Source organism: Microcoleus sp. A2-C3 (genome assembly GCF_036706065.1).
Lineage (GTDB): Bacteria > Cyanobacteriota > Cyanobacteriia > Cyanobacteriales > Microcoleaceae > Microcoleus.
The window spans coordinates 47,667-70,441 of the sequence record NZ_JAUBVX010000011.1; the positions used below are offsets into that span (position 1 = coordinate 47,667).

Consider the following 22,775-nt stretch of genomic DNA (forward strand, 5'->3'; position numbering starts at 1 on the left):
CTCCAACAGAATTGCTGACAATTGAATCAATCAAAGCAATGGATGAGTCACCGCTCAAACCTTGCCATCAAGGTTCGGAAATTCTAGGTAACATCGGTTGCTCAGCATTAAATTAACTTGATGCCAACAACCGCTCAAACCTAATCCCTTGCTCTTCAACTTAGCCGTAATAAACCATTAGTTAGCCCTAGAGAATTGATGTGCTTACAACTGCAACTCTCCCCAAAAACCAACTTGATAAACCGAATGGAAAGACTGAAGTCGTCCGAGTGCGTCTAACCACCTTTGAAAAGGCAGAATTAGTCAAACGTGCCGCAGAAGCAGGTGAAAAAAGCCTGTCAGACTACTTGCGTAAACGCGCTTTTAGCCTTAACCACACAGTTCCCGCTATCAATGAAGGAACTTGTGCCCAACTGCGAAAAATGAGCATACACATTTGCCAAATGACCAGGGGTGTAGAGACAGCAGTAAAAGCAGGACAGTTACCCAAACAAAGCCTAGAAGTTCTGCAAGAATTCAGCAGAATGCTAGGCGAATATCACCAAGAACTAAGAGGCAAAGTCAGGAGAGAACTTTTGAGCGAAACCCGCGAACCAATACCCCCGCTTGTGGATTACCAATAAAGCGATCGCGCAACTAGCCAATAGTCCTGTTTCAATAGTTCGGACACCTTGGGAAAAAATCGTTGTAATGGTTGATTTTTCCTTAGCCCTAACTAGCCTCAAACCCTTATTCTGTCGTTGATCATCAAAAACTGTCCGAAGTATTACTGTTTGACAATCTAAAGCACTGCTGAAAGTTCAATATCGAACCTAACGGTCGCATCTAATTTCCTCGTAGGAGGTGAGAAAAAATGGCTGCCAAACTCTCAACTAAGCCAAACTCCAAAAGACAATTTTCTGCCCCAAAGCGTACTTGGTCTGTCCTAACAGCCACAGATCCCAAGCACGTCAAAAAGCTAGAACACATTCAGGAAACCCTCGATGCTGCCATAGAAACAATCCAAGAAGAAGGCGACATTGAGGACTGGGAGGATTTCAAAAACTTCGTTGAATCCTTCAACAAACGACCCGACAGAATCAATGAATCTGGCAATCACAAAGCTAGTGTCAGCATGGATTTAGTTACTGAAGGAAAAGAAGGTGAAGTGTCTGGCTTTGTTTTCTATTTAACTAAAGACCCCAGCCAAAGAACCAGCGGTGTCTATTTAGTAAAAAATCTGAAACAGGCTGACGTTGAAACCAAAGACAATAACAATTACTATACTCCATCCCAAATTATGGACTTAATCGGGCTGGATGCCACTGATGATTTAGAGGAGGACAGCATTTCCGAAGAATTTGATGAAGAACTAGATGATGAATTGGAGGATGACTTAAGCGATCTAGAAGAAGATGCAGACCTTCCCAGCCAAAATACGCAAACTCGCAAGTCATCGCAGTCCAAACGGCAGCTAGGAAAGTCAGTAGCTTCTAAAAATGCTACCAGCAGAACGCAAAAAAAGGAGGAAGAAGATAATATTGAAGAACTACTTTCTGATGATGATGATGCTCCTATCCCCAATGGTGTATTGGGCAAGATATCTAAAAATCGCAGCGTTCACAATCAGAATGATAACGGACAAATAAAGCAAAAAGTGGCTGAACAGCCCGAAGCAAAATATCCTTTACTCGACACCCTTGAAACTGTTCTAAAAGAAACCGATCGCCAAGGAGCAAGTGTCGCTTCTATGGGAAGCGAAATTAACGGATTAACCGTAAGTGGCTTAACCGTTCAAACTGCCTCTTTAATGGGTCTACTTGGAGCAAAGAGTATTGGGGAGCTAATTGATTACATTGAACGAGCGAGGGAAAAGGAACAGGCAGAAAAACTCGAAAAAATTCTCGAACAAATTGACTCATTAAACGATCGCGCTGACCAAGTTGCGACTCGTGCTAAACACGCTGATGTCATTTCGGGCATAGAGGCAATAGATACCCGCACTGAAAAACTTGCTGAACGGGCTAAGCAGGTATTAGAACCGCCTGCTGCAACTGAACCAGAGGAATTGGAAACGAGCCAGCCTCAGAGAAGCGATCGCGACATTGAAGCCAAGGGCACCGAGAAAGTTAAAATCAACAATCCCGAAGCCAAGGCAGCTCAAATTGGCGAAAAAATTGGCGAGCTAGAGAGCAAGCTCAACCCAAACTCCCAGAAATCTAGACCTCTACAGCTCGATAAAGATACCAGCATTAGCGAACAGTTAGACCAAATTCAAGACTATTTAGGCAACCTCTCAAAAAGGTTGGATCGCCTTGAAAGCATCGTTGACAAACTGGAACATAAAATGACCGTTCAGATGCCTCTGGAATCAGAATTTAATCCTAATTCACAAGTGCCAGAAACTCGTCAAAAAATTCAGCCCACAGTTACTGCACCTAACAGTATCGACAAGGAGGAAAGCGAACCAGAGGATCTTCTTAGTAAAATGGTAGCTCAAACAAAAGTACAGCAGCAACGAGAAACTGTAGCAGATTGCTTAGTCAATTATGCTTTCGCTACGGGGCAGCCTCCCCAATCGGGTATTGCTTTTGATGGTGGCGGCAGCTTGAATGTAACTGCTGAAAACAACGAAGTTAAAGTTGTCGTAAAAGGCAGCGATCATACCGAAATCTTTTCGGGAACCAAGAATGGCGAACGCTGGAAATTTGAGCCGGATCGGGACAAGCTAACTCCAGAAGAAAGAGAAGCCATTTTCAAATTGCCTCAGTCGGAAGAAGAATACAACAAGCTAGCAACTGCCCAGGCTTTAGTTGAAAAGTTTCAGGACACCTTCCCCAAACGCTTTAACGGGGAAAAAGATCCAGTGTTTCCTTGGAAAGAATCGCGCCGCGAAGACGGCACTCCAGGAGCAGTCAAATACGAATTTGAAATACTGGATCTGCCGGACGGGTCAAAACAACTGATAGGAACTGACCCCCGCCAAGGTGACGCACAAGTGTTCGATGCCGTTCTGGTCAAAGGAAAGCCGCCAGACGTTCGGCAGTGTCACATTGCTGTTGAAGAAATGGAGGCTGTAGTCGGCTCGCCAGAGAAAGAAAAAACTCAATTTAGAGATTCTCAAGCATCTAAAAACTACAACTATACCTCGCCAGAACGCAAAGAACAGTCGCGAGAAGACCGCGACGAATTGCAAGCTTAAACTACTTTGAGGAGAAACCCAATGCAAAACGATTACTTGAACAACAACTACCGCTCTCATGGCGATCGCACCAGCGTTGCTAACCAAGGCATTACCCACAAACGCCGCAGCAATTTTAGCAAATTCATGCGTAAATTCCAGCTAAATAATGCTGACTTGGCATTCATCGCAATTTGCCTAATGGCAACCATTTATCTAACTCTTGTCCAGCCCTTATTTGTCAGCGTATTTAGCTGTGCATCTCTGGTGTTCTTCGGACTGTGGCAAATTGCCCGCAGCATTCCCATCCTCGAAAAACTGCTGGGCAGCAAAATTCGCTTCTGGCACTTAACCGTTGCCGTCATCACAGTAACAATGTTCCTGAATAACTTTCAAACCCCAGCCCAAGCCATTTTTCTAAGCGGTCTCCAAGCATTTATGACCAATCTCGCAACCGAAGCGGGAGCCGCCGGAGGAGGAACAGCCATTGACGAATCAACCATCGTTTTAATTTTCAATGCCATTCGAGGCGTATTTCTCTTATTAGTAGCCGCCGCAGCTTTATTCGCTTACAACCAAGCGCAGCAAGGCAATGATTGGCGGCCAATTGTCACCCAAATTGCCCTCGCCTTCGGCATTGTAATTGCCATAGACGTTGTTACCTTCTTGTTCGTCGGCGACGGCAGCGGTACTACAGCCGGCTTGGTTCCCAACCTTCCTCCGCTGGGAGTGATTACAAGTTTGACCTTTTGGAACTAAGAAAAAGGAGTCACCAATGGCTTTGCAAGATCCCGAAAAAGACTTTATCAGAGTCAATAAAATCCTGGGCAAACAAGCAAGTATCGGGTTCATCCCTGCCAATCAAATTCTACCTTGGTGCTTCTTAACCGCCATTGCATACATCTTGACGATGGGTCTATTTAGCCTGGGACTGGGTTGGTTCTTCACTGTCTCGCTTTGGCTGATTGTAAGCTGGTGGCTCCTAACAGGAAATCAACCCCACCTTTTTACTGACAAATTCCGCAAGCCCCCCGGAGATGAGTGGTGTAGCGGCGACAGCTTCTATATTTCTCCCATCTCTTCCCTGCGCCCTCCTAGCATCCAAGGCAAACCTTACGATTCGCAAATCCGAATCAAATTGAAGCCCAAAATTGTACCCAATCAATATGGTGGAAGGAGCAAATTTATGCCTTTCCAAAATGAAATCAACCTCTGCTGTTTGGTGGAAATTGAAAAAGATGGCAGGCAAGTGTCTGGGATGCTCCTCAATAACGGAACTAGCTACCAACTGGTATTTGGATTCCGCCTCCGAGGACTTCATAACCTACTATTTAGGAGCGAAGTATCGGCATTTGCAGCTTCTCTTGAAGAAGGAATGAAAGACATCCCACCCAGTGAAAAAATCACTTTCTGCACCGGTTGTTACAGTAGCGATGCTGCTCGGCAAAAAGAATTAGAACAACTAGCTGACACCGCTGAACTCCAACCCGTATCTGTACTGCTCAGAAATGAACAGCGCCGCCTCCGCCAACAAACTCATCAAGGTACCAGGCAGGTATGGGAGCAAATTGCTTTCTGTACTTGGACGGCCGATAACGAAGGTGAAACCATCTCCAGGGATTTCATTGGCAAAGCCATTGATGGGGTCAAAAAATTGTGCGATTCGATTGTGGAAACCATTGCGGGCAACACGCGAATTTACAGAGAGCAATTTTACACGAAGCTGATCCTCAACTCTTTTGAACAAGGATTCCTCCGCTGGGAAATTCTCCTGAATACCAAAATGGGACTTGAAATCAGTCCCATGAATTCGTCAGAGCTTTGGGAGTGGCTGTGGCTGCGATTTAACAGCAGTAAACCACCGCAAATCCCTCAAATTGTTAAACTTGAAGAAACGCCTTCTGGCTATCAACTCAGCGAAATTAAGACAACTGAAAAACACATTTGTACAGTTTTAATTGAAGGAACGAATGGCGTATCCTCCTGCCCCGAACACCGCAAGAGCAACAACCGTGTCTATCTAACGGGAAAGGGAAAAGAATGCGCTGTCCTGACAATGTATGACGCGCCCGCAGGCTGGATTAATACCCGCCAGCAATTGAAATGGATTTGGGAGGTGATGTCCTCAAGCTACGTCCGCGATACAGAAGCTTGGGTAGAAATTAGCGCCGGAAATTCCCTCGTAATTAATGATAACTTAGCCCGACAAGCAAAAGGAGCAAAAGCCGCTAGTAGTAGAGCTGTAACTAAAGGGCAAGGGCGCGATATTGGCGCTGAAATTAAACAAGAGGAATCTTTCGATGCCCAGCGCCGGCTTTACCAAGGAGCAGTACCCCTGAATGCAGCCGTTGCCTTTTTAGTGTACAGAAACACAGCGGAAGAATTGAGCCAAGCCTGCAACGTACTCTCTAATAGTTTTGGAACTGCAAAAGTCATCCGCGAGCGGAACGTTGCCTGGGATATTTGGCTGCAATGCCTGCCCATTACTTGGAAATGGTTGCTGCATAGCGGTTCATTTTTGAGCGAACGTCGCCTTACCCTCGACACTGAAACTGCCGCTGGAATTCTGCCCCTCACAGTTCCCCGCGATTTGGATAAAAAAGGAGTTGAATTTATCACCCATCGAGGCGGCAAGCCAATTTTTATTGACTTGTTCTACAGCCAAATTAGCCGCGCTTTAATTACTGGCGAATCGGGTTCGGGCAAAAGCATTTTAGGGTGGCGTTTTGCCATTGAAGCATTAGCTAATAACATCCCTGTTGTCGGGATGGACATCAGCAGCGGAGGTAACAGTACCTTCAAAACCGCGATCGAACTTTTGGGCGACCAAGGCGCATATTACGATATCAGCCAAGGGTCTAGCAATTTAGTAGAACCGCCAGACCTCCGCAAGTTCGACAAAGCTGAAAGAGAACGGCGGATGGAATCTTGGAAAGAATTTATCCGCAAAGCTGTGGTGGCGATCGCAATGGGCAAAATTCACAATCCCCACTTAGCCCAGCGGGTAGATTCGATTATCCTACGAATGCTCGATATGTACCTCAGAGATCCAGAAATCATCGCTCGCTACAACAAGGCATTTGAAAGAGGGTGGCGATCGCCCGAATGGCAGCAAATACCAACTCTCCAAGACTTGCTAAGGTTTTGCAGCAAAGAAAGGCTCAATCTTAAGTCCTTTGAGGAGTTAGACAGACTAGCCATCAATCAAATCCTCAGCCAAGGAAATGCTTTGCTAACATCCCGCTTAGGAAAAGCCATCGGTCAGCCCAGCACATTTTCCCCTGAACCGGCTGTTAAATTCTTCGCCCTATCGGGACTTTCTAACGAACAAGATGCCTATTTAATGGCAATTAACGCCCATGCTGCTTGCATCCGCAACGCTCTTTCTCACCCCAAAAGCTTATTTATTGGAGATGAATTGAGCGTCCTACTCAAAAAAGATGGTTTTGCATCAGTTGTCGGTGAACTCTGCGCCACTGGTAGAAAAGATGGCATAGCCGTCTTGCTATTGAGCCAAGATTTTGATGCTATCTGCGAATGTTCGGCAGGAGCGCAAATTCTACAAAATATGGTCTACCGAATTAGCGGCAGAATCACCAATTCTGGAGTAGCAGCCGCTCACAAATATTTGGGGTACGACCCGCAAATTATCAGTTCAAATGCAACGGAATCTTTTCTACCCAGAGCTGCTGACCTCTACTCCTGCTGGCTAATTGAGAAAGGAGGAAGATTTTGGCGATCGCGATTCTACCCCGGAGAGATGATGTTGGCATCAGTTGCTAACAATCAAAATGAAAAAGAAGCCCGAGATCGCATCATGGCTCAATATCCTCCTACCCTCAAAGGGCAGCTTCAAGGGCTAAAGCATTTCACCCAAGAATACATTGCAGCGGTGAAAGAAGGAAAAGGCTTCGACCACATTGGTCAAAATTTAGAAATTGCCACCATAGCTGGCAATGCTCAGCCAAAAGTAGCATCCGACGTTCGCAGTAACAAGTCTCAAGTTTTTGCAAAAATCCCCAAATAACTGCCATGAAATATCAACTTCAATTAATGCAGCAACCTGCTACAAAACTAGCAGCAGTTTCCCTGTTAGCCAGTTGGGAATTAATCGTTCAAATCAGGCCAAGTTTAGCTCAAACAACTCCTCCTTTCGTACCCGGTACACAAGAAACGACTGTAAAAACTCCAGCCCCAAGCGTTTTCGTACCCGGTACACAAGAAGCGACTGTGAAATCTCCAGCCCAAAACATTTTCCTGCCAAGTACACAAGAAGCGGCTGTGAAAGCTCCAGCCCCAACTGCGGGAAGTTTCTTAGCTCCCATTGCAGATGTTTTCAAACAAGTCAACGATTTTATCGGCGACATCCAAGGGTTCGTGCAAAACGAGCTATTTGGCTCCTTAAACGAACTCCTTTCCTCCTCTCTCGGAGCTATCCAAATTCCTGATTTGAGCCAAGTCAGCAGCCAAATTATTAAAGCTCCAACATCCCAGACAGAAGGAACAAAACTATCAGATTTACTCGAAACTAAATCGAGCAAATTAGACGGCAAAGGTTCATATAACATCATGTCTGACTTAGACGCTCAAGCTCAGCGCAGCGCCGCTATCGGCATAGCTGACGGAGCAACCCTCAGCAAAGAAGCTCAAAACAACAGCTTCCAAGTATTAGAAGCCACTCGCCAAGATACCGAACAAAACGTCCAATTGGGCGAAGAATCCCAGAGCCTCGACGTTACTCAACAAATTCTCCAAAACCTATCCCAACAGACCGCATTGAGCGCACAAGTCCAGATGCGAAATTTACAGGAAGCTCAGCAAGCTCGCACAGATCGAGCCATTAATAACGTGCTGCTGTCGCAAGCTGCTAAGGAAATATCCGCGATCAACACGGGAGAGCGCCGAGGCAGCACTGCGTCTGGAAATCAAGCCAGCTATCAGGCGGGAATGCTGATGCTCCCCGGCGGCGGCTACTTGGGAAAACCGAGTGGCAGCAGCACAACCCCGATTTCAACTAACAGGTTCGTCGCTCCCGATTAATGCTCCGAGCAGTTAAATTGAATCCCCAATTATCTGCCTAATTTGCGTGCATACAGACAGTGTTGTCCAATACAAAGTCGAAGTTTTCTCGTAGAAACAAATGATAGAATTCTTAGCACAAATTACACCAACAACAAGTGGCGCAGAAGGGTCAGCCTTAGACATCGTTAGCGAGTCAATTAACCTAGCTAAGACTACCTCAGAATCTTGGGACAAAGTTTGGATTAGCACTATTGACCCAATCGCTTCTGGGCTGTGGGTCGGCTTAGTATCCCTCGGCATCACCCTAGCAGCCGTCAGCATCCTGTTCTTAACTCTAAGCAGCGGGAAAGACATTATCGAAAAACAATCATGGTCAGAACTAGCAGCACTGTTCGTCTGGCCGCTCGTCATCATGCTGTTCCTCGGCGCTAACGGCAAATTGCTAGCCAATACCGTCATTTTTACCAGAAGTTTTGCCTACAGACAAGTCCAGAGTGTCCTAGAAGCGCAACTAGGAGAAATGACATTTAGGGACGCAATCGCTAACGTCACTATCAGCAATATCGGCCGCCAACAACTAGAAAATCTCTACGGTGAATGCCGAAATAAAGTCGGAGAAGAACTGGTTACTTGCTGGAATTCCAAGCAAGAAGCTGCTCAGAAAATCGTTAGCGAAGCTGAAAGGCAAGCCGCCGGCTCTGCCCCTCTGCAAGCGCTGCGGGCTTTTGGTGAAACCCTGTGGAATAATAGCTTGCTCGGTGCTGCTCAAGATGCCACAACTTTTATAACTGACCCCGGTTCAGTGTTTCGAGAAAAAGCAGTGCCAATCATTCGATTCATCTTGTACAGCATCCAATGGGCGTTTGTCAACATCCTTGAAGCAGCGCTTTTACTAACAGCACTCTTTTCCCCAATCGCAATGGGGCTGTCCCTACTTCCCTTACAGGGCAGGCCTATTTGGGCTTGGGCAACTGGATTCTTGAGCTTATTTGGTGTCCAACTTGGATACAACATCGTCGTCGGACTAGCAGCCACCGTGCTAATCAATTCTGGAGCCGAATTAGCTAGCGATGTTGCCTTTCTCTTTTTAATCAGCATTTTTGCACCCGGATTAGCTCTATTAATTGCTGGTGGTGGTGGAATTGCTCTGTACAACGGCATTGCTAGCAATGCCAAACAACTCGTTGATGTTTTGAGCAACGCCATAGGAGCAGCCGCTAATTTGGCAATGAACAAAGGATTTAAGTGATGTCACTCTTAAAAGTACCGATTTTTCACACTTACCGAAATGTTTTATGAAGCTGCAAAGATTTTCACAACCAGCATTGTTGCCAGAAGCTAAAAATCTACTGGCATTGTGCTTCCTCATCCTAACTGGAGTAAATATCCTCTCCCTCATTCTGCACCTCTTCATCGCCTACCGAATCAACTCAGTAGCGGCTATGAAAACAACACAAGTCCAGCTAATCAACGGTCAGACTTACTACGTAGCGGAACGAGATCGGTTTTTTCGTTATCCCTCAGTCATCCAAAACTTTGTCAAAACTTGGGCCGAGTTAACCTTCAACTGGGACAATAAAATACCGGGAACTAACGATACAGATTCAGGGATTAAAGTCAATTCTAAACGAGTTCCTACCAGCACTTATTTTGCTTCGTTACTCCTAGAACCCAATTTTGGCAAAGCTTCCCTCCCTGACATAGCAGAACTCGTCCCCAATAAAGTTTTTACGGGTCAATTGCGAGCAACAGTCATCATTTCTTTTTTATCCGAACCCAGAGAAGTCCGTCCCGGCGAATGGGAAATTGACATGATTGCCACCCGGTTGCTTGTAGATCGCACGTCAGGAATCGATCAAAGAATTCCTTTCAATCGCACTTTCAGAATCAAAGCTGTAGAAATCCAAACCCCGCCACTAGGTAGCCAAGCCTCAGCTTTTGAACAGAAAGTTTACGACCTTCGCTCGGCCGGTTTAGAAATCAACAAAATTACTGAATTCCAACCCAAATAATAGGCTCAAAGTCCAAATAAGAGGATATAAAAACATGAGTGAAAAAGAACTTCAAAATGGACAGGAATTTGATGGCGAACCCGATGAAATTGAAGAAGTTTCCTACAATACGCCACCTAACAGCACAACTAGCCATCCTTTTAATGGCAACAATTCCTCTAATGAAGCCAATAACTTTTCCCACAGTTTTAATGGCAACAACTCCTCTAATGAAGCCAATAACTTTTCCCACAGTTCTAACAGTTTTCAGGCAGCTAACGCTCCTGATGGCGCTGGCAGCAATGGTAAAAAGACGTTCGGCTTGCGCTCAGTTGAGCCGTTGAGCCGTGAGGAGGAAAGAGAATTAGCTGGACATGACGGAGAAACCGATGAATTATTGACCTCTGAACACAGAATTAAACAGGACAACGAAGGAGCAGAAACCCGTTCTGTTTCTGAGAAGCCCGAAGTTCGGACGTTTTCAGTATTAATGGGTACTGGCGCAGTTCTCGGCATCTTGGGATTTTTTTGGTTTGTGTTCTTTGCTCCTAAGCCCGTCCGCCAACAGGCAAAGACGGCGAACCCTAAACCTGCTCAAGTTTCTGAAGACGAGTCAGGAGAACTAAAAAGTCGGCTGGCATTTCAAGATCAGCAGCGGGCGCTAGAAGTTCAGCCGCCTGAACCTAAAAATCGATCGACCCCTGCTCCCAAACCGATGCCTGCACCAAAACCTGCACCAGCCGCTAGAAGGTCTCAACCCCCGAGACCGGTTCAAAACTTTAATCCGCCACCAAGGACGGTACAGACCATTCCTCCTCCACAGCCGCCATTACCGCGCCCTGCACAGCAGCCTGCACCGCCCCCGCCTCGCCCTCGTCCGACGCCATTACCGCGCCCTGTGCCGCAACCCGCACTGCTGGCACTTCGACCTGCGCCACCACCCCCGTCGCCCTCACCAGAAAAAGTAGACCCTTACGAGCGCTGGGCGCAATTAGCTTCTCTGGGGCAAAGCAGAAGTCAAGCAGTTAAAGAGCTAAATGCTGGAGGTATTTCTGCTAGTTCCGCAACTTTCCCTAGCCAGATCGCGCCGGGGATGACAGCGGCAAGCTACCCTGCCGTGCCGCCAGCAATGCCAGTACCGACACCGCCCCCCAGTGCAGTAGCAATTGCGCCAGTAGCAGCACAGGCATCGCTCCCCAGTGCAGTAGCAATTGCGCCGGTGCCATTGCCCCAACAGCAGCCGATGCCACCGATTTCTCAAAACCCGCAGCCAGTGCTAGTCAGTTCGCCAAAAAGCCCACAATCTGCTGCACCAATGCAAGAGATACCCGCGATCGCAATTGGAGTTCCGGGCTCCTCTGCAAACGCCAATAGAATGACCCCTGGAGAAGCTGGAATCCTCAACCGCACGACCACCGAAAACAGTACAACAATCAAAGAGATAGCCATCGGGTCATCGGGTCAAGCTCTTGTAATCGTGCCGATGATTTGGGACGAAGCAGGTCAAAGCCCGACAGCCGGAAGGTTTGCCGTCCAATTGACCGAAGACATAATGGCAACTGACGGGGCGATCGCCTTACCATCTGGCACCGTCTTAATCACTCAAGTAGAAAATGTCACGCGCGGAAATCGACTGGTTTCTCAAAGCGTAGTAGCGCTTGTTTACCCCGATGCTGCTGGCCGCATCCAACAAGTACCCATTCCTCCCGGAAACTTAATCGTTCGCGGAACCGATAACCAACCTCTCATTGCCGACAGTTTATTTGACAGAGGTTCTGAAATAGCCAAGGCTGATATTTTAGTAGGAATTCTTGGCAGCTTGGGGCGGGTAGGAGAAATAATCAATCGACCAGCCCAAGAAACTTTCAGCCAGCAAAGCGGCTTTTTGGGCAGTACGGCTGTTAAAACCACAACCTCGCCTAAACCTAACATCCTAGCCGCCGCTTTAGAGGGATTCTTTACACCTACTGCCCAACGGCTGCGAGAAAGATCGGATCGCAACGCCCAAGAACTTTTAAAGCAAGGAAATGTAGCGATTGTACCAGAAGGAACTCAAGTTTCAGTATTTGTCAATGCCTTTGTCACAGTGCAAAGATAACGGAGGTAAAATAACCATGAACAAACTCACTCGAAAAATTAGTTTGGCTTTAATTTATCCTGCCTTAATAATTGCCACTGTATTCACTACAGTTAATATTGGGCAAGCTCAAACATCAGCGCTAAAAATTGTTGGAAGAGATGCAGCAATCAATACAACTACCAACCTTCAAGTATGGTCTGGCCGTTCCAGCGTTATTGACTTTAGCCAGACTGGTGAAGTCATTATTTACATCCGGTTAGCAGATCCTTCCAGGGCTGTCTTTAACACTGATGCTGAATTAAAAACTAACCAAGCTAGAACCATATTTGTCCAACCAATTCAACCCTTACAATTCCCTGGCGCTACAACAGCAAACATTACTAACCTATTCGTTAAAACTCGCTCTCCAGAAGGAATTGAACGCCTTTATACCTTTAATATCGTTCACCAGAATGGGCAACCTACTAATAATGGCATTGCCATCTCTACGGTAGTGCCTGGGCAGGAGCCAAGCGTAACTTTAGCAGACAATCGAACGGCTGCGCTCAGCGACATCGAACGGGGATTAGACATTGCCATCCTTCGAGGTTACACGCCTCCCAATGACCCCGTTGTCTTCAAAGTTCGAGAGTTCATCGCTCTAGCTCGAAATGGCACAGCTATTGCTAAAGCTGCTGAGAAAACTAATCTATCAATGTCTGTTGTTATTTCACTAGGGCAGCTAGGAATTAGTCGTGAATTATTGTTTGGGATACCACAAACACCTTCTCCTCCTATTCCCTCCAACTCAAATCTTTTAAACTCAATTCCACGTAAACCTTAGTAATTTACGCATGATCAATGCACCCTCTTTAGCATTGTCCATTGGCATTCGTCTTTCAACATCGAAACTGTGCTGTATAGCCTTTCTCACAAAGATGAGGTATGCTGAGGTAGGCTGTAACCCTTACATAGTCAAGCTTTTTAGGTAAAATTTGTACCTCACTAAAGCGAGAAAGGCTATATAACTTCTGGTTTATTAAAGATTTCGTAAGCTAGAGGTATATCTGCATATCGATCGATTGTATTGCAAGTCTTCAATAAGATTATCAACCCACCCCTGATAAGAGATGTATGGCACCTTAAAAACAGGTCTTAACTCTTCCCAATCCTCCACTTGAAAAAGATAGGGCGCTAACTGTTCTAAGTAGGAACGACCGAACTGAAATTCCATGTCGAGATTCCGAATCTTTGACAGTAATTTCTCTGAAATGGAAATTTTTTCAAAGATATCTAATTCTGAAATACCCTTAACTGCCATGCTGTCTATTAACAAGACATAAAGCCTTTTGCGGGATGTTATGTCCGGTAATAAATCAGCTTTAATACGTTCTAAAAACAAATCGCGTTTCTGGATTTGTTCGGCTGTCACCGTCGCATTGAAATATTCAATAAATGGATCTTTTTCTCTTGTTAAGACGCTTTTCGGTACTTCTGCTGTTGCGCTTTTTTTTTACGAGCGATCGCCTCGTGGGGGTCTTCATCCCCTTCTACAAACTGCATCAACTCTGTCATCGACCAACCTATTGCATAGGTAAACTGCATTAACTTTTGCAGCCTTGGATCGGCTTTTCCATCGCACCAGTTAGCCAGCGTGTTGAATGCAATTCCAGTTAGTCTCCCTAACTCCCTAGAGCTACCCACGCGCTCATCTTCCACCAACGCCGTAATTAACTGACCGAGACGTTTGTGAATTTGACTATCTGCTACTACATTTTCTTCTACTTTTGCTGACATTCCAGTTTCCAACTAGCCTTCGTAGTAACGACAGAGGTGATTAGACGGCCTACATTATACCAGGATAACTTATCTAACGGCCGTCGTAAATCCCTCGTTTGAAGTAACTACACATTTAAGGTATTTCGTCAAGCAGAAATTAGATGCGATTGCCCTAGGTGTAGAAGTAACTGAGGGTGAGGCCTCAACCTAACTTTAACAAATCTTTACTTGATCAAATTTATGATCGGTTATAAGATAGTTTATGGTCAACCTTATGACCATCATTCCAATACAAGCCAATAATTGGCTTTTCTGAGAGTATACCCTTTCTGATAAAAATATTGCCTCACTCTAAACTCTAGCCGAGTCGCAAGTGAGGCTGTTGGATGACTCAAAGCGAACAGTTAGTCAGAAAAACAACCTTAGAATCCCCATTCTGAACGTTTTTCTTTAACCAGAACGCTTCTTACAAATCAAATAACCGGGGTCTTTTGACAGTTATGACCACCGATCCTAGTCAGAGCCGGAGCTTTTAACCCTTCTCAGAGCCGGAGTTTTTAACCCTTCTCAGAGCCGGAGCTTTTAACCCTTTTTGGAGTTGAAGCTTTTAACCCTTTTCAGAGCCGGAATTTTTAGCCCTTTTGGGAGCCAAAAATTTTAGTGTTAGTCCTTGCCGAAATTTTTAGCCCCTTTGGGAGCCAAAAATTTTAGTGTTAGTCCTTCAATTATACCAAATCAGAAGCTCTGAATCAACAGATATGTTCTGGTAACTCTAACATCTAAACCCTTTTTGCTTGAAACTCCGGCTCCCGCAAACCCTTTAGTGTAGGAGCTTTCCATGCCTAACAACTCATCCGCTAGCGATCTAAATATTCGTCTTTTTCAAGGCTTGTCGCGGATTCCTCAAGACTGGCAACTCTGCTTGCTCGACGGCAAGAAAGTCCCTCAAGGCACGGGCTGGCAGCAAAAACCGCTCAGTCCCGCCCAAATGAAAGAAGCTGTAACTCTTGGACAAATGGTAGATAGAGCCGACGGCACTCAATACCGCTGCTACCCCAAAGGATATGGGCTGATCACTGGAACTGCGATCGCAGCCAACGGGATCACCTACTATTTAATGGCAGTAGACCAAGACGGAGCTAGTGCTAGAGCGAAAATCCTTGAACTGTCCGATGGCGAAGAATTACCCCACACCGTCGCATTTACCTCCAATCGACCCGGCCGCTGCCAATACCTATTCCTAGTCCCAGAACAATACGCCGGAGCTATCCGCACCAAAAAATTCCCCACAGGCGCTATCGAAGACGACGGCAAAGGCGAACAGCTCGAACTGCGCTGGGCGGGGTTACAATCTTGCCTGCCTCCCAGCGTCCACCCGACTACTGGCGAGTACATTTGGCTCAAAGGCTGCGCTCCCGATGAAACAAGCGTGGCATTAGCCCCGCAGTGGCTCGTTGAACAAATGCTGGCCGAACCGCTGGGGGAATCAGAAAATTCTGAACTCCTCCCTCTAGAAAAAGCTCTAGAAGAAGCTGAAGCCAATTCTACCGCTCCCGCCCCCCGCCGGCGACACCTACACCGCACTCACCGCCCAGAACCGGAGTGGACTGATATCGATTGGGCGCTATCCTACCTAGCCGCTCTGTCTCCGACCCGCGCCGATAACTACGACGAATGGTGCGTGGTGGGAATGGTTCTCAACTCCATCGATGATTCTCTCCTCTATGAATGGGACAAGTGGAGCCGCCAATCCCCCAAATACAAGCCGGGAGAATGCGACAAAAAATGGAGGAGTTTCAAAAGCAGCGGGGTGGGCATCGGCACGCTAGCGCACTGGGCGAAACAGGATGGGTGGACTTCACCATTTAAGGGGCACAATGCAGCCGACAGTCAAAAAAATGGACAGCAGAAAGCAACTCAAAACTCCCAGGACATTAGCAATGCTAGCGAACTAAATTCTAATAACCAAAACTCCCAAAAGAGCGATCGCACGGGCGGCAGCGAACCTAATCCTGGTTCCTCTTCTAACGGCTCCGGTGTCAACAGATCCAACAGCGATCACTACTTGTACAATCGCGTCACTGACATTATTAATAGTGAAATCAATCCGCCCCAACAGACAGCCGCTTTAATTGAACTATCCGCCTGTGAAAGGTTTCCTTTGAAAGGAGTCAAAGATTTAGCCACCGAAATAGAAACTCATATCAGCTACGGAGAAACTCGCGCACAAGAAGTTCAAAAACTCAAAAAAATCCTCACTTACGGCCAACAGCAACTAGACATCGCTCAAATTCTGCCCGCTCCTCTAGCCCAAGCAGTTTTGACTAAAGCCACTTCTGACCGCATTGACCCCATTTACATTTACCAATACCTCCTCTCCGCTTGTGGTAGCCAAATGGGGGGGCATATTGGAATGATTGGCAAAGAAGGAGCAACAATAGCCGACAGTTGGGTAGAGTATCCTATCTTCTGGACAATGGTAGTTGCTTTAGCTTCGGCTGGCAAAAGCCAGACAATGCGAGCCGTTTTTGGCAGTGTCAAACAGCGTTACAAGCAAGCCAAATCCGCATATCGACAGCTTAAAGAACAGCTAAGAAAACTAGAGGAAGCGTGGCAACAAAAATCTCCTCAAGAGAAAGAAAAACTCAACAATAGCCCGTCAAATCCCGCAGTCTTTAAAGCTTCAATGCCTCCCTCCGTGCCCAAACAACTTATTGAAGCAGGAAGTCCCGAAGGCGTTCTGCGGCGGATGAGCGAACTCCCGGTCAGGAGTGGCAGCGCTTGGGTTTTCGACGAATTGGTGCGGTTGTTGAAGCTGGATCAGTATAAAGACAAAGGGGGAGATACTCGGCAAATCCTGCTACAAATGTGGAACTCGCCCGCAGATATTGAATTTGAACGGGCTGACGATAAAGATGCCTTTGAACTTAAAGATTTGTGCTTGAATTTGACAGGGGCTACTCAATTATCCAAAGTCCAACAATTGTTTAGCGACCCCGATGACGGCGACGGGCTAATCAGCCGCTTTTTAATAGCGGTGCCGTCAACTCCTGATAACTTTGCAGTTTGGTCAGACTCGCAAGTTGCAATCTCCGGGGAATTGCAAGAATTGTACGACCACCTGCGATCGCTCCACGGCGATCTCCGAGAGCTAGCGGGGTTGTCTGCCGCTCGTGAAGGTGGAGAATTGCCTCCCGTCCTGCTGTCGTTTACGGCCGAGGCTCATCTGCGGTGGCAGCGGTGGTGGGAAGAAGTCAGGCGCAAACAACAAGCAGTGGAATTTGAAGAGCCAGCATTTTTTGCTTATTTGGGCAAAATGCTGTCTCAAACCTTGAGGTTAGCCCTCCTGCTGCACTGCATGGAATTGAAATACGAAGAAAAGCCAGACCCGCTGCGCGTCGGCCTCGATACCTTAGAGCGGGCGATCGCGGCGGCTAAGTTCAGCATCGGGCAATTCCGCATCTTGCAAACGAATAACCACGCCTCCGATTCGGCCGGAGCCCATCTCTCCTTAATTTACACCTATGCCCTGCGGAAGGGGGAGGAGGTTTCAGCCGCTCAAGTCCAGAACAGCGTCTTCAAGCGGTGCAAGCGCAAACCCACATTAGCTGAAATTCGCTCCAACTTCGCCGTTCTCACAGAAAACGGGTATGCACTTCTCTCTGGCAAGGGAAATGACCTCCGTATTCGAGCGCTTCCATTATCTAAAACCCGCGTCGGAATTCCGACAGATTCCGGCAAAAGTTCCGGCATCCCAGAAATGGCCCAAGCGCTTGCCAGGGTTAACGTTGAACCCCCTTTAACCCGCTATTCCGGCAATTCCGACACTCCAGCGCGGCGCTCCGGCAATTTACAAGATGAATGGGTGAGTCCGGCATCATCCATGTGCGCCTCGGTATCGGAAGCTGCTACTGCGATGCCGACGGTGAGTGAATCAGAAATAGAAGAGGAGTCGCCACCTGCTACCGCAGCGCCGACGGTGAGCGAATCAGAAATAGAAGAGGAATCGCCACCTGCTACCGCAGCGCCGACGGTGAGCGAATCAGAAATAGAAGAGGAATCGCCACCTGTTCAAATGTGTCGGAATTGTCGGAATTCAGACATTGATGAGGTTTCAGAGGTTGAGCCAGAGCCAATTGTAGGCGATGAAAACTTGTCGGAAAATAGTCGGAACGAAGTCGGAATTTCCGACGAGTTAGGCGGTGAAGGTGACGATGCCAACAGCGAATGGGAGGGTGAGTTAGATCCAGGTGACGATTCAGACTTGGATAGCGACCCGCCTTATGGCGATCGCGTGCCAAAACCGACTGCGCCGCCCGACCGCATTGGCAGTACGGAACTAGCACCTCCAGGCGCGTCTAGCGTCCGGGGCAATAGTGACAAGGAGGCTGCCACAGTGAGCGATCGCCCCGATCTTCTGCCCAATCCCGCTATTCTACCCACCGAGCCGCAGACTTCCAAAACACCCGCTGACCAACCTTGCCCCACTGTTGAACTGACCGAACGCCCAACCCTGGACGAAAGTGAGGCGAGTTCCCCGTAACGACTTGCGTAGCCGAAAAACGGAATAATGACGCCTACAGGCAATTTGCGGATCGTGTTAGACAACGTGACTGTCCAAGTTGAACTCCATTTCTGTGGGATGGAAGGCCGCGCTCGCGCGCGCCGAGGTCAGCTTGTCGATGATGGAAAATTTTCCATCTAGACCTCCGGGGTACTCCCGCTCTTGGTGGGATAGCACTTGGCGGTGAGGGGGATAGGAGGGCGGTGACGAGTCCCACCCCTGAGTAAATTGACTCTTCGTCGCTCAAGGGCAGCGAAGGGGTGGGCGAGGAATCGCCAATTAGGTGTCAATCGAAGCCTGGTTTTCAACTTTTTTAACTTGGTCATATGATGATTTTATGCGCCTTTCTTACCAGTACCGATTGCAACCAACAGCCGAGCAGGTGGCGACCTTGAGCCACTGGGGTGAGTTGTTGCGTCGTCATTGGAACTACGCCGCTTGTCAAAGGCTGGATTGGTTGCGTCGCACCAGATGCCAAATTGACCGTTGCAGTTTGATCGGTGAGCCGATTGGTGACATCCCCGAAAAAGTCGATTATTATTCACAAGCTGCTGACCTGAAAGAAACTAAAAGGTTATTTCCTGAATACAAAGACATTTACGCTGACTGCCAACAGCAGAACTTAATGCGGTTAGACAAGGCTTGGAAGCGTTGGTTAATTCCCGATAAATCAGACAAAAGAGGAGGTAAGCCCAGGTTTAAAAAACAAGGCGACATTTGTTCGTTTACCTTTCCTAGAGTCAATAGCCCAAAAGCTGGAGCGCATTTAATTGGCAACAATTTAAAGCTATCCAAGATTGGTGAAATACCAGTTATCTTACACCGTCCAATCCCTGATGGCTTTGAGATGAAACAAGCCACAATTATCAGTAAAGCTGATGGTTGGTACGTGAGTTTTTCTCTGGAAGATAACACTGTTCCTTCTCCTTTACCTGTTGATGAAATTAAATCAGCTTGCGGAATTGACGTTGGCTTAGAGAAATTCTTGACCACTAGTTCAGGTCAAGCAATTGTTGTACCTCAGTTTTATCGCCAGGCTCAAGCTGTTCTAGCCCGTCAACAACGCAAATTAGCAAGACTTGAGAAGGGGTCTAAAAACTACCAAAAACAGACAAATAAAGTAGCGAAATTGCATCTGCATATTGCTAGACAGCGGAAAGATTTTCATTATTTGGCAGCTCATTGGTTATGTGCAAATTACGATTTAATTGGCTTCGATAAATTAAATATCAAAGGACTGGCTAAAACCAGATTAGCTAAATCGATACTTGATGTCGCTTGGCGGTCATTCTTGAATATTTTGCAAGCAGTAGCGGTAAGACGCGGCAAGCATTGTCAAGAAGTTGACGCTAGAGGTACAAGTATCGAGTGTTTAAATTGTGAAGAAAGAGTTGTTAAAGATTTGTCTGTTCGAGTTCATAATTGTCCTAATTGTGGAGTCAGTATAGACAGAGATTTAAACGCGAGTATTAATGTTTTCAAACGGACGGTAGGACAACCGTTTGCTGCCTGTGGAGGCTTAGTCGGTAGACAGCCAGTGAAGCAGGAACTCTTATTCGTGAGTTTAAGAAGCTCCCGCTAGAACGGTACTCCGTTTAGCGGTGGGAGTTGTCACTGGCTTCCTACAACGATCGCCACTTATTAAAAGCTGAGTTCGCAAGGACGCTGACCAGCAAATCGATGATGGAAATTTTTCCATTGGCTTGATTCGCGCTTGCTACTTGTCACATAAGTTCGGTAATTGTCACTTCACCCATAACGAAAGCAGTTTGATTAACTTTTATTTCCGCGCCTACCGTCGCGGAATGGAAGACAGCTGAACTAACAATTCCCGCACCCGGCCTACAAACAAAGCGAGCTACTGAAACCACTTTCCGCAGAGAGTGCTAATTGTGGCGACTGAACGCTCACCCGCCACTGTCCCCTCGCATTGGCGCCCGTCACGCGCGAGGCGATCGCAAAGAAAGAAAACACAACTTTTCGCTTTCCTGAAACCGCTTAGATCCTCGTACAGCAGGTCGGAGCCTTTGAATTAATTATCAGAGGAGGTGTATTTCTCCTCAGTTAATCATCCAAAAGGCTGAAGTTAATTATCCGTTTTTTCAGCCCGTGTAGCCATGCTGCACCATGTTGTCAACTGTTGCAATCTAAAAAAGGTTAGCAATGCTTACCGCGAAAATTTTGATTGGGAGTTTTCTGTTAATATGACTATCCAAACTATCAACGATGTACTATTTCCCCCTTTCCTTTTTACCACTCTCTTTTGCTTAGCCTCAGTATTCCTGCACAAACCTGAAGCAGCCCAAGAAGAACTCACAGACAATCGAACCCAAGTAAATGTGTCAACAGTCGCAACACCATCCGATGGTATTGGCAGTGCCGTAAATGGAGCAACAATTGAAATTGAGAAACCAGCCAGATCCCATCACACTCGCCATCAGACCACAGGCAAAAAAACACCAAACAAACCAGCAAAACCAATTGATTTTGCCGCACATTCAGGCGCAAGCACAACCTCAGTTCCGGCCGTTAATACTTCAATAATTTCACTTAGGCAAGCTCGCAAAATTGCTAGCGCCATCAAAGCTGCTGCGCCAGAACTGGGGTTCAAGCAAAAAGTTAACGGCTCTGATTCCTCTATTGAATGGTTGCAGGCTCAAATCAAAAATCGGCTGGAAAATTCTCCCCTAATTGTGATGCCTATCATCCTCAAGCTTGCTCCCAAAGCGGTGATTGCAAATACTCAAGCATCTGCTACTTCCGAACTAGGTGAAAGTGCGCGTTCAGTGTCCTAGCAGCGAACGAAAAGTTTCTCAACCAACCAGCGTACTCGTTTACCCTCCGAAACTTATAACAATGCCCAAGCCTTACGAAGGCTTGGGCAGTTCTTTTGACCAGAATAAGCGATTTTCCAATAAAATCCTAATTTTTTATTAAAGGAGAACAAAACTAGCAAAACAACTTGCAAAGTGAATCAAAAAATAGTATAATCAAATTATTACAAGCGCCAGTTTTATTTGATCGTGCTGTTATGGCAGCCCTTGAACCTGTTACCTTCCGAGACCTCATAGACGCGATCGCCACCTTGCCAATTATCAATTTGCCTGAGAATTTAAGTCAGTTGAGTAGCAATAAAAGTCAATCTAACTGCAATAAAGGGCGCGGGCGGAGGCATCCTCGGCGCAGCGCCCCGCAAGTGTCCCATCAAGCGATAAAAGCTTTTCGGCAGACTTGACGAAAGGGTGCTTTCGTCCAATAATAAGGGGGCTTTCATTTTGGAGGGCTGCGCCGTGAAGGTTCAAGGCAACGGGCGTGCTAAGATTTTGACGCCCGCCGAAATCTCTAGGCTGTTCGACCGGGGTTTTGTTACAGCAAGGGATAGGCTTTTGTTTGCTGTGACTTTTTATTGTGCCTGTCGTATTTCAGAGGCGTTAGCTTTAACAACTCAGGACATTGTTGGCGGTGTGGTGACGCTGCGGAAAGCGACAACTAAGGGCAAGTCAGCAACGCGAACGCTGCCGCTACATCCCATGTTGGCTAAGTTTTTATTGGCTTACAATCCAGATGCGGGTTTTTTGTTTCCGGGGCGAGAGGGTACGAAGCCTTTGACACGCTCTCAGGCAGACTTGATTTTTAAAGAAGCTTGCAAACGGGTAAGAATTAAGGGAGCTTCCACACATTCCATGAGGCGGACAGCACTCACGAACTTGAGCAATGCTGGGGTGCCGCTGCGGGTAATTATGGAGATATCAGGTCACAAAAATTTGTCGAGCCTCCAGCGCTATTTAGAAGTGCAGCCGGAACAGCTTGTCAAGGCGATCGGGATTCTGAAATGAGGCGATCGCGACTTTGGTTCGCCAGATTGTTTGAACAGTTGAAGGGCTCTCCCGTAAGTCTTCTTTGCCTTCTGGCGATATTTGGACGCTCGGGAAGCAATGGCTACCCATTTCTTCCCGAACGTATTTTAGCGAAAACAAAGGCAACTGCTATCCGCGACACTCCTGACTGATTTGAGCCGCCTGCTCGAGAGTGAGGTGTGAATAAGCTTTCCTGACTCTTGAGCTGTAATTGACGTAATCCCCATAACTCCATAAAAACTATCTGACGGAACCAGTCAAAGGGTGGATAGATCTATACTTACTGCTGCAACTACTAGGAAATGCCCAAATCATTAAAAATGACTCCACCAATCAACAACCA

General features: G+C 46.8%; 17 protein-coding genes. 14 read left to right on the forward strand and 3 right to left on the reverse strand.

Annotated elements, in window-relative coordinates:
- Positions 1–200: 200 nt before the first annotated feature.
- The 9 genes from QUB66_RS08665 to QUB66_RS08705 all read left to right on the forward strand — a co-directional run bounded on the left by QUB66_RS08665 (position 201) and on the right by QUB66_RS08705 (position 13,076).
- A complete protein-coding gene (locus tag QUB66_RS08665; protein WP_332968463.1) occupies positions 201–623 on the forward strand; it encodes a plasmid mobilization protein in 423 nt (140 codons plus the stop codon).
- Positions 624–853: 230 nt separating this feature from the next.
- Positions 854–3,181, forward strand: coding sequence for a hypothetical protein (locus QUB66_RS08670; protein WP_332968464.1), 2,328 nt, complete (start codon positions 854–856; stop codon positions 3,179–3,181).
- A gap of 21 nt (positions 3,182–3,202) precedes the next feature.
- Positions 3,203–3,919, forward strand: coding sequence for a hypothetical protein (locus QUB66_RS08675; protein WP_332968465.1), 717 nt, complete (start codon positions 3,203–3,205; stop codon positions 3,917–3,919).
- A gap of 16 nt (positions 3,920–3,935) precedes the next feature.
- Positions 3,936–7,187 carry a hypothetical protein gene (locus tag QUB66_RS08680; RefSeq protein WP_332968466.1) on the forward strand — a complete coding sequence of 1,084 codons (3,252 nt, stop codon included), beginning with the start codon at positions 3,936–3,938 and terminating at the stop codon, positions 7,185–7,187.
- A gap of 5 nt (positions 7,188–7,192) precedes the next feature.
- Positions 7,193–8,200, forward strand: a complete 1,008-nt coding sequence (locus tag QUB66_RS08685) for a hypothetical protein (RefSeq protein ID WP_332968467.1) — start codon at positions 7,193–7,195, stop codon at positions 8,198–8,200.
- 100 nt (positions 8,201–8,300) lie between these two features.
- Positions 8,301–9,431, forward strand: coding sequence for a hypothetical protein (locus QUB66_RS08690; protein WP_332968469.1), 1,131 nt, complete (start codon positions 8,301–8,303; stop codon positions 9,429–9,431).
- Positions 9,432–9,477: 46 nt separating this feature from the next.
- Positions 9,478–10,194: a hypothetical protein gene (locus QUB66_RS08695; protein WP_332968470.1), complete on the forward strand. Its 717-nt coding sequence runs from the start codon at positions 9,478–9,480 to the stop codon at positions 10,192–10,194.
- A gap of 34 nt (positions 10,195–10,228) precedes the next feature.
- Positions 10,229–12,271, forward strand: coding sequence for a hypothetical protein (locus QUB66_RS08700; RefSeq protein ID WP_332968472.1), 2,043 nt, complete (start codon positions 10,229–10,231; stop codon positions 12,269–12,271).
- Between the two features lie 16 nt (positions 12,272–12,287).
- Positions 12,288–13,076 (forward strand): hypothetical protein, encoded by a 789-nt coding sequence (locus QUB66_RS08705; RefSeq protein WP_332968474.1) that lies wholly within the window; start codon positions 12,288–12,290, stop codon positions 13,074–13,076.
- Between the two features lie 195 nt (positions 13,077–13,271).
- Here QUB66_RS08705 and QUB66_RS08710 read toward each other — a convergent pair whose 3' ends face one another.
- Both QUB66_RS08710 and QUB66_RS08715 read right to left on the reverse strand, forming a co-directional pair.
- Positions 13,272–13,664, reverse strand: coding sequence for a lipase (locus QUB66_RS08710; protein WP_332968476.1), 393 nt, complete (start codon positions 13,662–13,664; stop codon positions 13,272–13,274).
- Between the two features lie 41 nt (positions 13,665–13,705).
- Positions 13,706–14,029: a helix-turn-helix domain-containing protein gene (locus tag QUB66_RS08715; protein ID WP_332968477.1), complete on the reverse strand. Its 324-nt coding sequence runs from the start codon at positions 14,027–14,029 to the stop codon at positions 13,706–13,708.
- A gap of 820 nt (positions 14,030–14,849) precedes the next feature.
- Between QUB66_RS08715 and QUB66_RS08720 the strand changes: the two genes are divergently transcribed.
- From QUB66_RS08720 to QUB66_RS08735, 4 genes are all read left to right on the forward strand, one after another.
- Complete coding sequence (locus QUB66_RS08720) at positions 14,850–18,554, forward strand: DUF3987 domain-containing protein (RefSeq protein ID WP_332968478.1); 3,705 nt, start codon at positions 14,850–14,852, stop codon at positions 18,552–18,554.
- 27 nt (positions 18,555–18,581) lie between these two features.
- Positions 18,582–18,716 (forward strand): hypothetical protein, encoded by a 135-nt coding sequence (locus QUB66_RS08725; RefSeq protein ID WP_332968479.1) that lies wholly within the window; start codon positions 18,582–18,584, stop codon positions 18,714–18,716.
- 142 nt (positions 18,717–18,858) lie between these two features.
- Positions 18,859–20,157: an RNA-guided endonuclease InsQ/TnpB family protein gene (locus QUB66_RS08730; protein ID WP_442923472.1), complete on the forward strand. Its 1,299-nt coding sequence runs from the start codon at positions 18,859–18,861 to the stop codon at positions 20,155–20,157.
- 622 nt (positions 20,158–20,779) lie between these two features.
- Positions 20,780–21,370, forward strand: a complete 591-nt coding sequence (locus tag QUB66_RS08735; protein ID WP_332968481.1) for a hypothetical protein — start codon at positions 20,780–20,782, stop codon at positions 21,368–21,370.
- Positions 21,371–21,687: 317 nt separating this feature from the next.
- Here the strand turns inward: QUB66_RS08735 and QUB66_RS08740 are convergent, their stop codons facing one another.
- The gene (locus QUB66_RS08740; protein ID WP_332971225.1) at positions 21,688–21,849 is read right to left on the reverse strand and encodes a hypothetical protein; all 162 of its coding nucleotides are present in this window, start codon (positions 21,847–21,849) and stop codon (positions 21,688–21,690) included.
- 16 nt (positions 21,850–21,865) lie between these two features.
- Here QUB66_RS08740 and QUB66_RS08745 point away from each other — a divergent pair, with 16 nt between their 5' ends.
- Positions 21,866–22,411 carry a tyrosine-type recombinase/integrase gene (locus QUB66_RS08745; protein ID WP_332968483.1) on the forward strand — a complete coding sequence of 182 codons (546 nt, stop codon included), beginning with the start codon at positions 21,866–21,868 and terminating at the stop codon, positions 22,409–22,411.
- Positions 22,412–22,775 lie beyond the last annotated feature (364 nt).

What these genes read in the sequence shown, in the direction of transcription:
- QUB66_RS08670 (WP_332968464.1), top strand. Translation starts at nt 854, where the DNA reads ATGGCTGCCAAACTCTCAACTAAGCCAAACTCCAAAAGACAATTTTCT.
- QUB66_RS08685 (WP_332968467.1), top strand. Translation starts at nt 7,193, where the DNA reads ATGAAATATCAACTTCAATTAATGCAGCAACCTGCTACAAAACTAGCA.
- QUB66_RS08725 (WP_332968479.1), top strand. Translation starts at nt 18,582, where the DNA reads ATGACGCCTACAGGCAATTTGCGGATCGTGTTAGACAACGTGACTGTC.
- QUB66_RS08675 (WP_332968465.1), top strand. Translation starts at nt 3,203, where the DNA reads ATGCAAAACGATTACTTGAACAACAACTACCGCTCTCATGGCGATCGC.
- QUB66_RS08735 (WP_332968481.1), top strand. Translation starts at nt 20,780, where the DNA reads ATGACTATCCAAACTATCAACGATGTACTATTTCCCCCTTTCCTTTTT.
- QUB66_RS08695 (WP_332968470.1), top strand. Translation starts at nt 9,478, where the DNA reads ATGAAGCTGCAAAGATTTTCACAACCAGCATTGTTGCCAGAAGCTAAA.
- QUB66_RS08715 (WP_332968477.1), bottom strand. Translation starts at nt 14,029, where the DNA reads ATGTCAGCAAAAGTAGAAGAAAATGTAGTAGCAGATAGTCAAATTCAC.
- QUB66_RS08700 (WP_332968472.1), top strand. Translation starts at nt 10,229, where the DNA reads ATGAGTGAAAAAGAACTTCAAAATGGACAGGAATTTGATGGCGAACCC.
- QUB66_RS08740 (WP_332971225.1), bottom strand. Translation starts at nt 21,849, where the DNA reads ATGAAAGCCCCCTTATTATTGGACGAAAGCACCCTTTCGTCAAGTCTG.
- QUB66_RS08690 (WP_332968469.1), top strand. Translation starts at nt 8,301, where the DNA reads ATGATAGAATTCTTAGCACAAATTACACCAACAACAAGTGGCGCAGAA.
- QUB66_RS08720 (WP_332968478.1), top strand. Translation starts at nt 14,850, where the DNA reads ATGCCTAACAACTCATCCGCTAGCGATCTAAATATTCGTCTTTTTCAA.
- QUB66_RS08705 (WP_332968474.1), top strand. Translation starts at nt 12,288, where the DNA reads ATGAACAAACTCACTCGAAAAATTAGTTTGGCTTTAATTTATCCTGCC.
- QUB66_RS08680 (WP_332968466.1), top strand. Translation starts at nt 3,936, where the DNA reads ATGGCTTTGCAAGATCCCGAAAAAGACTTTATCAGAGTCAATAAAATC.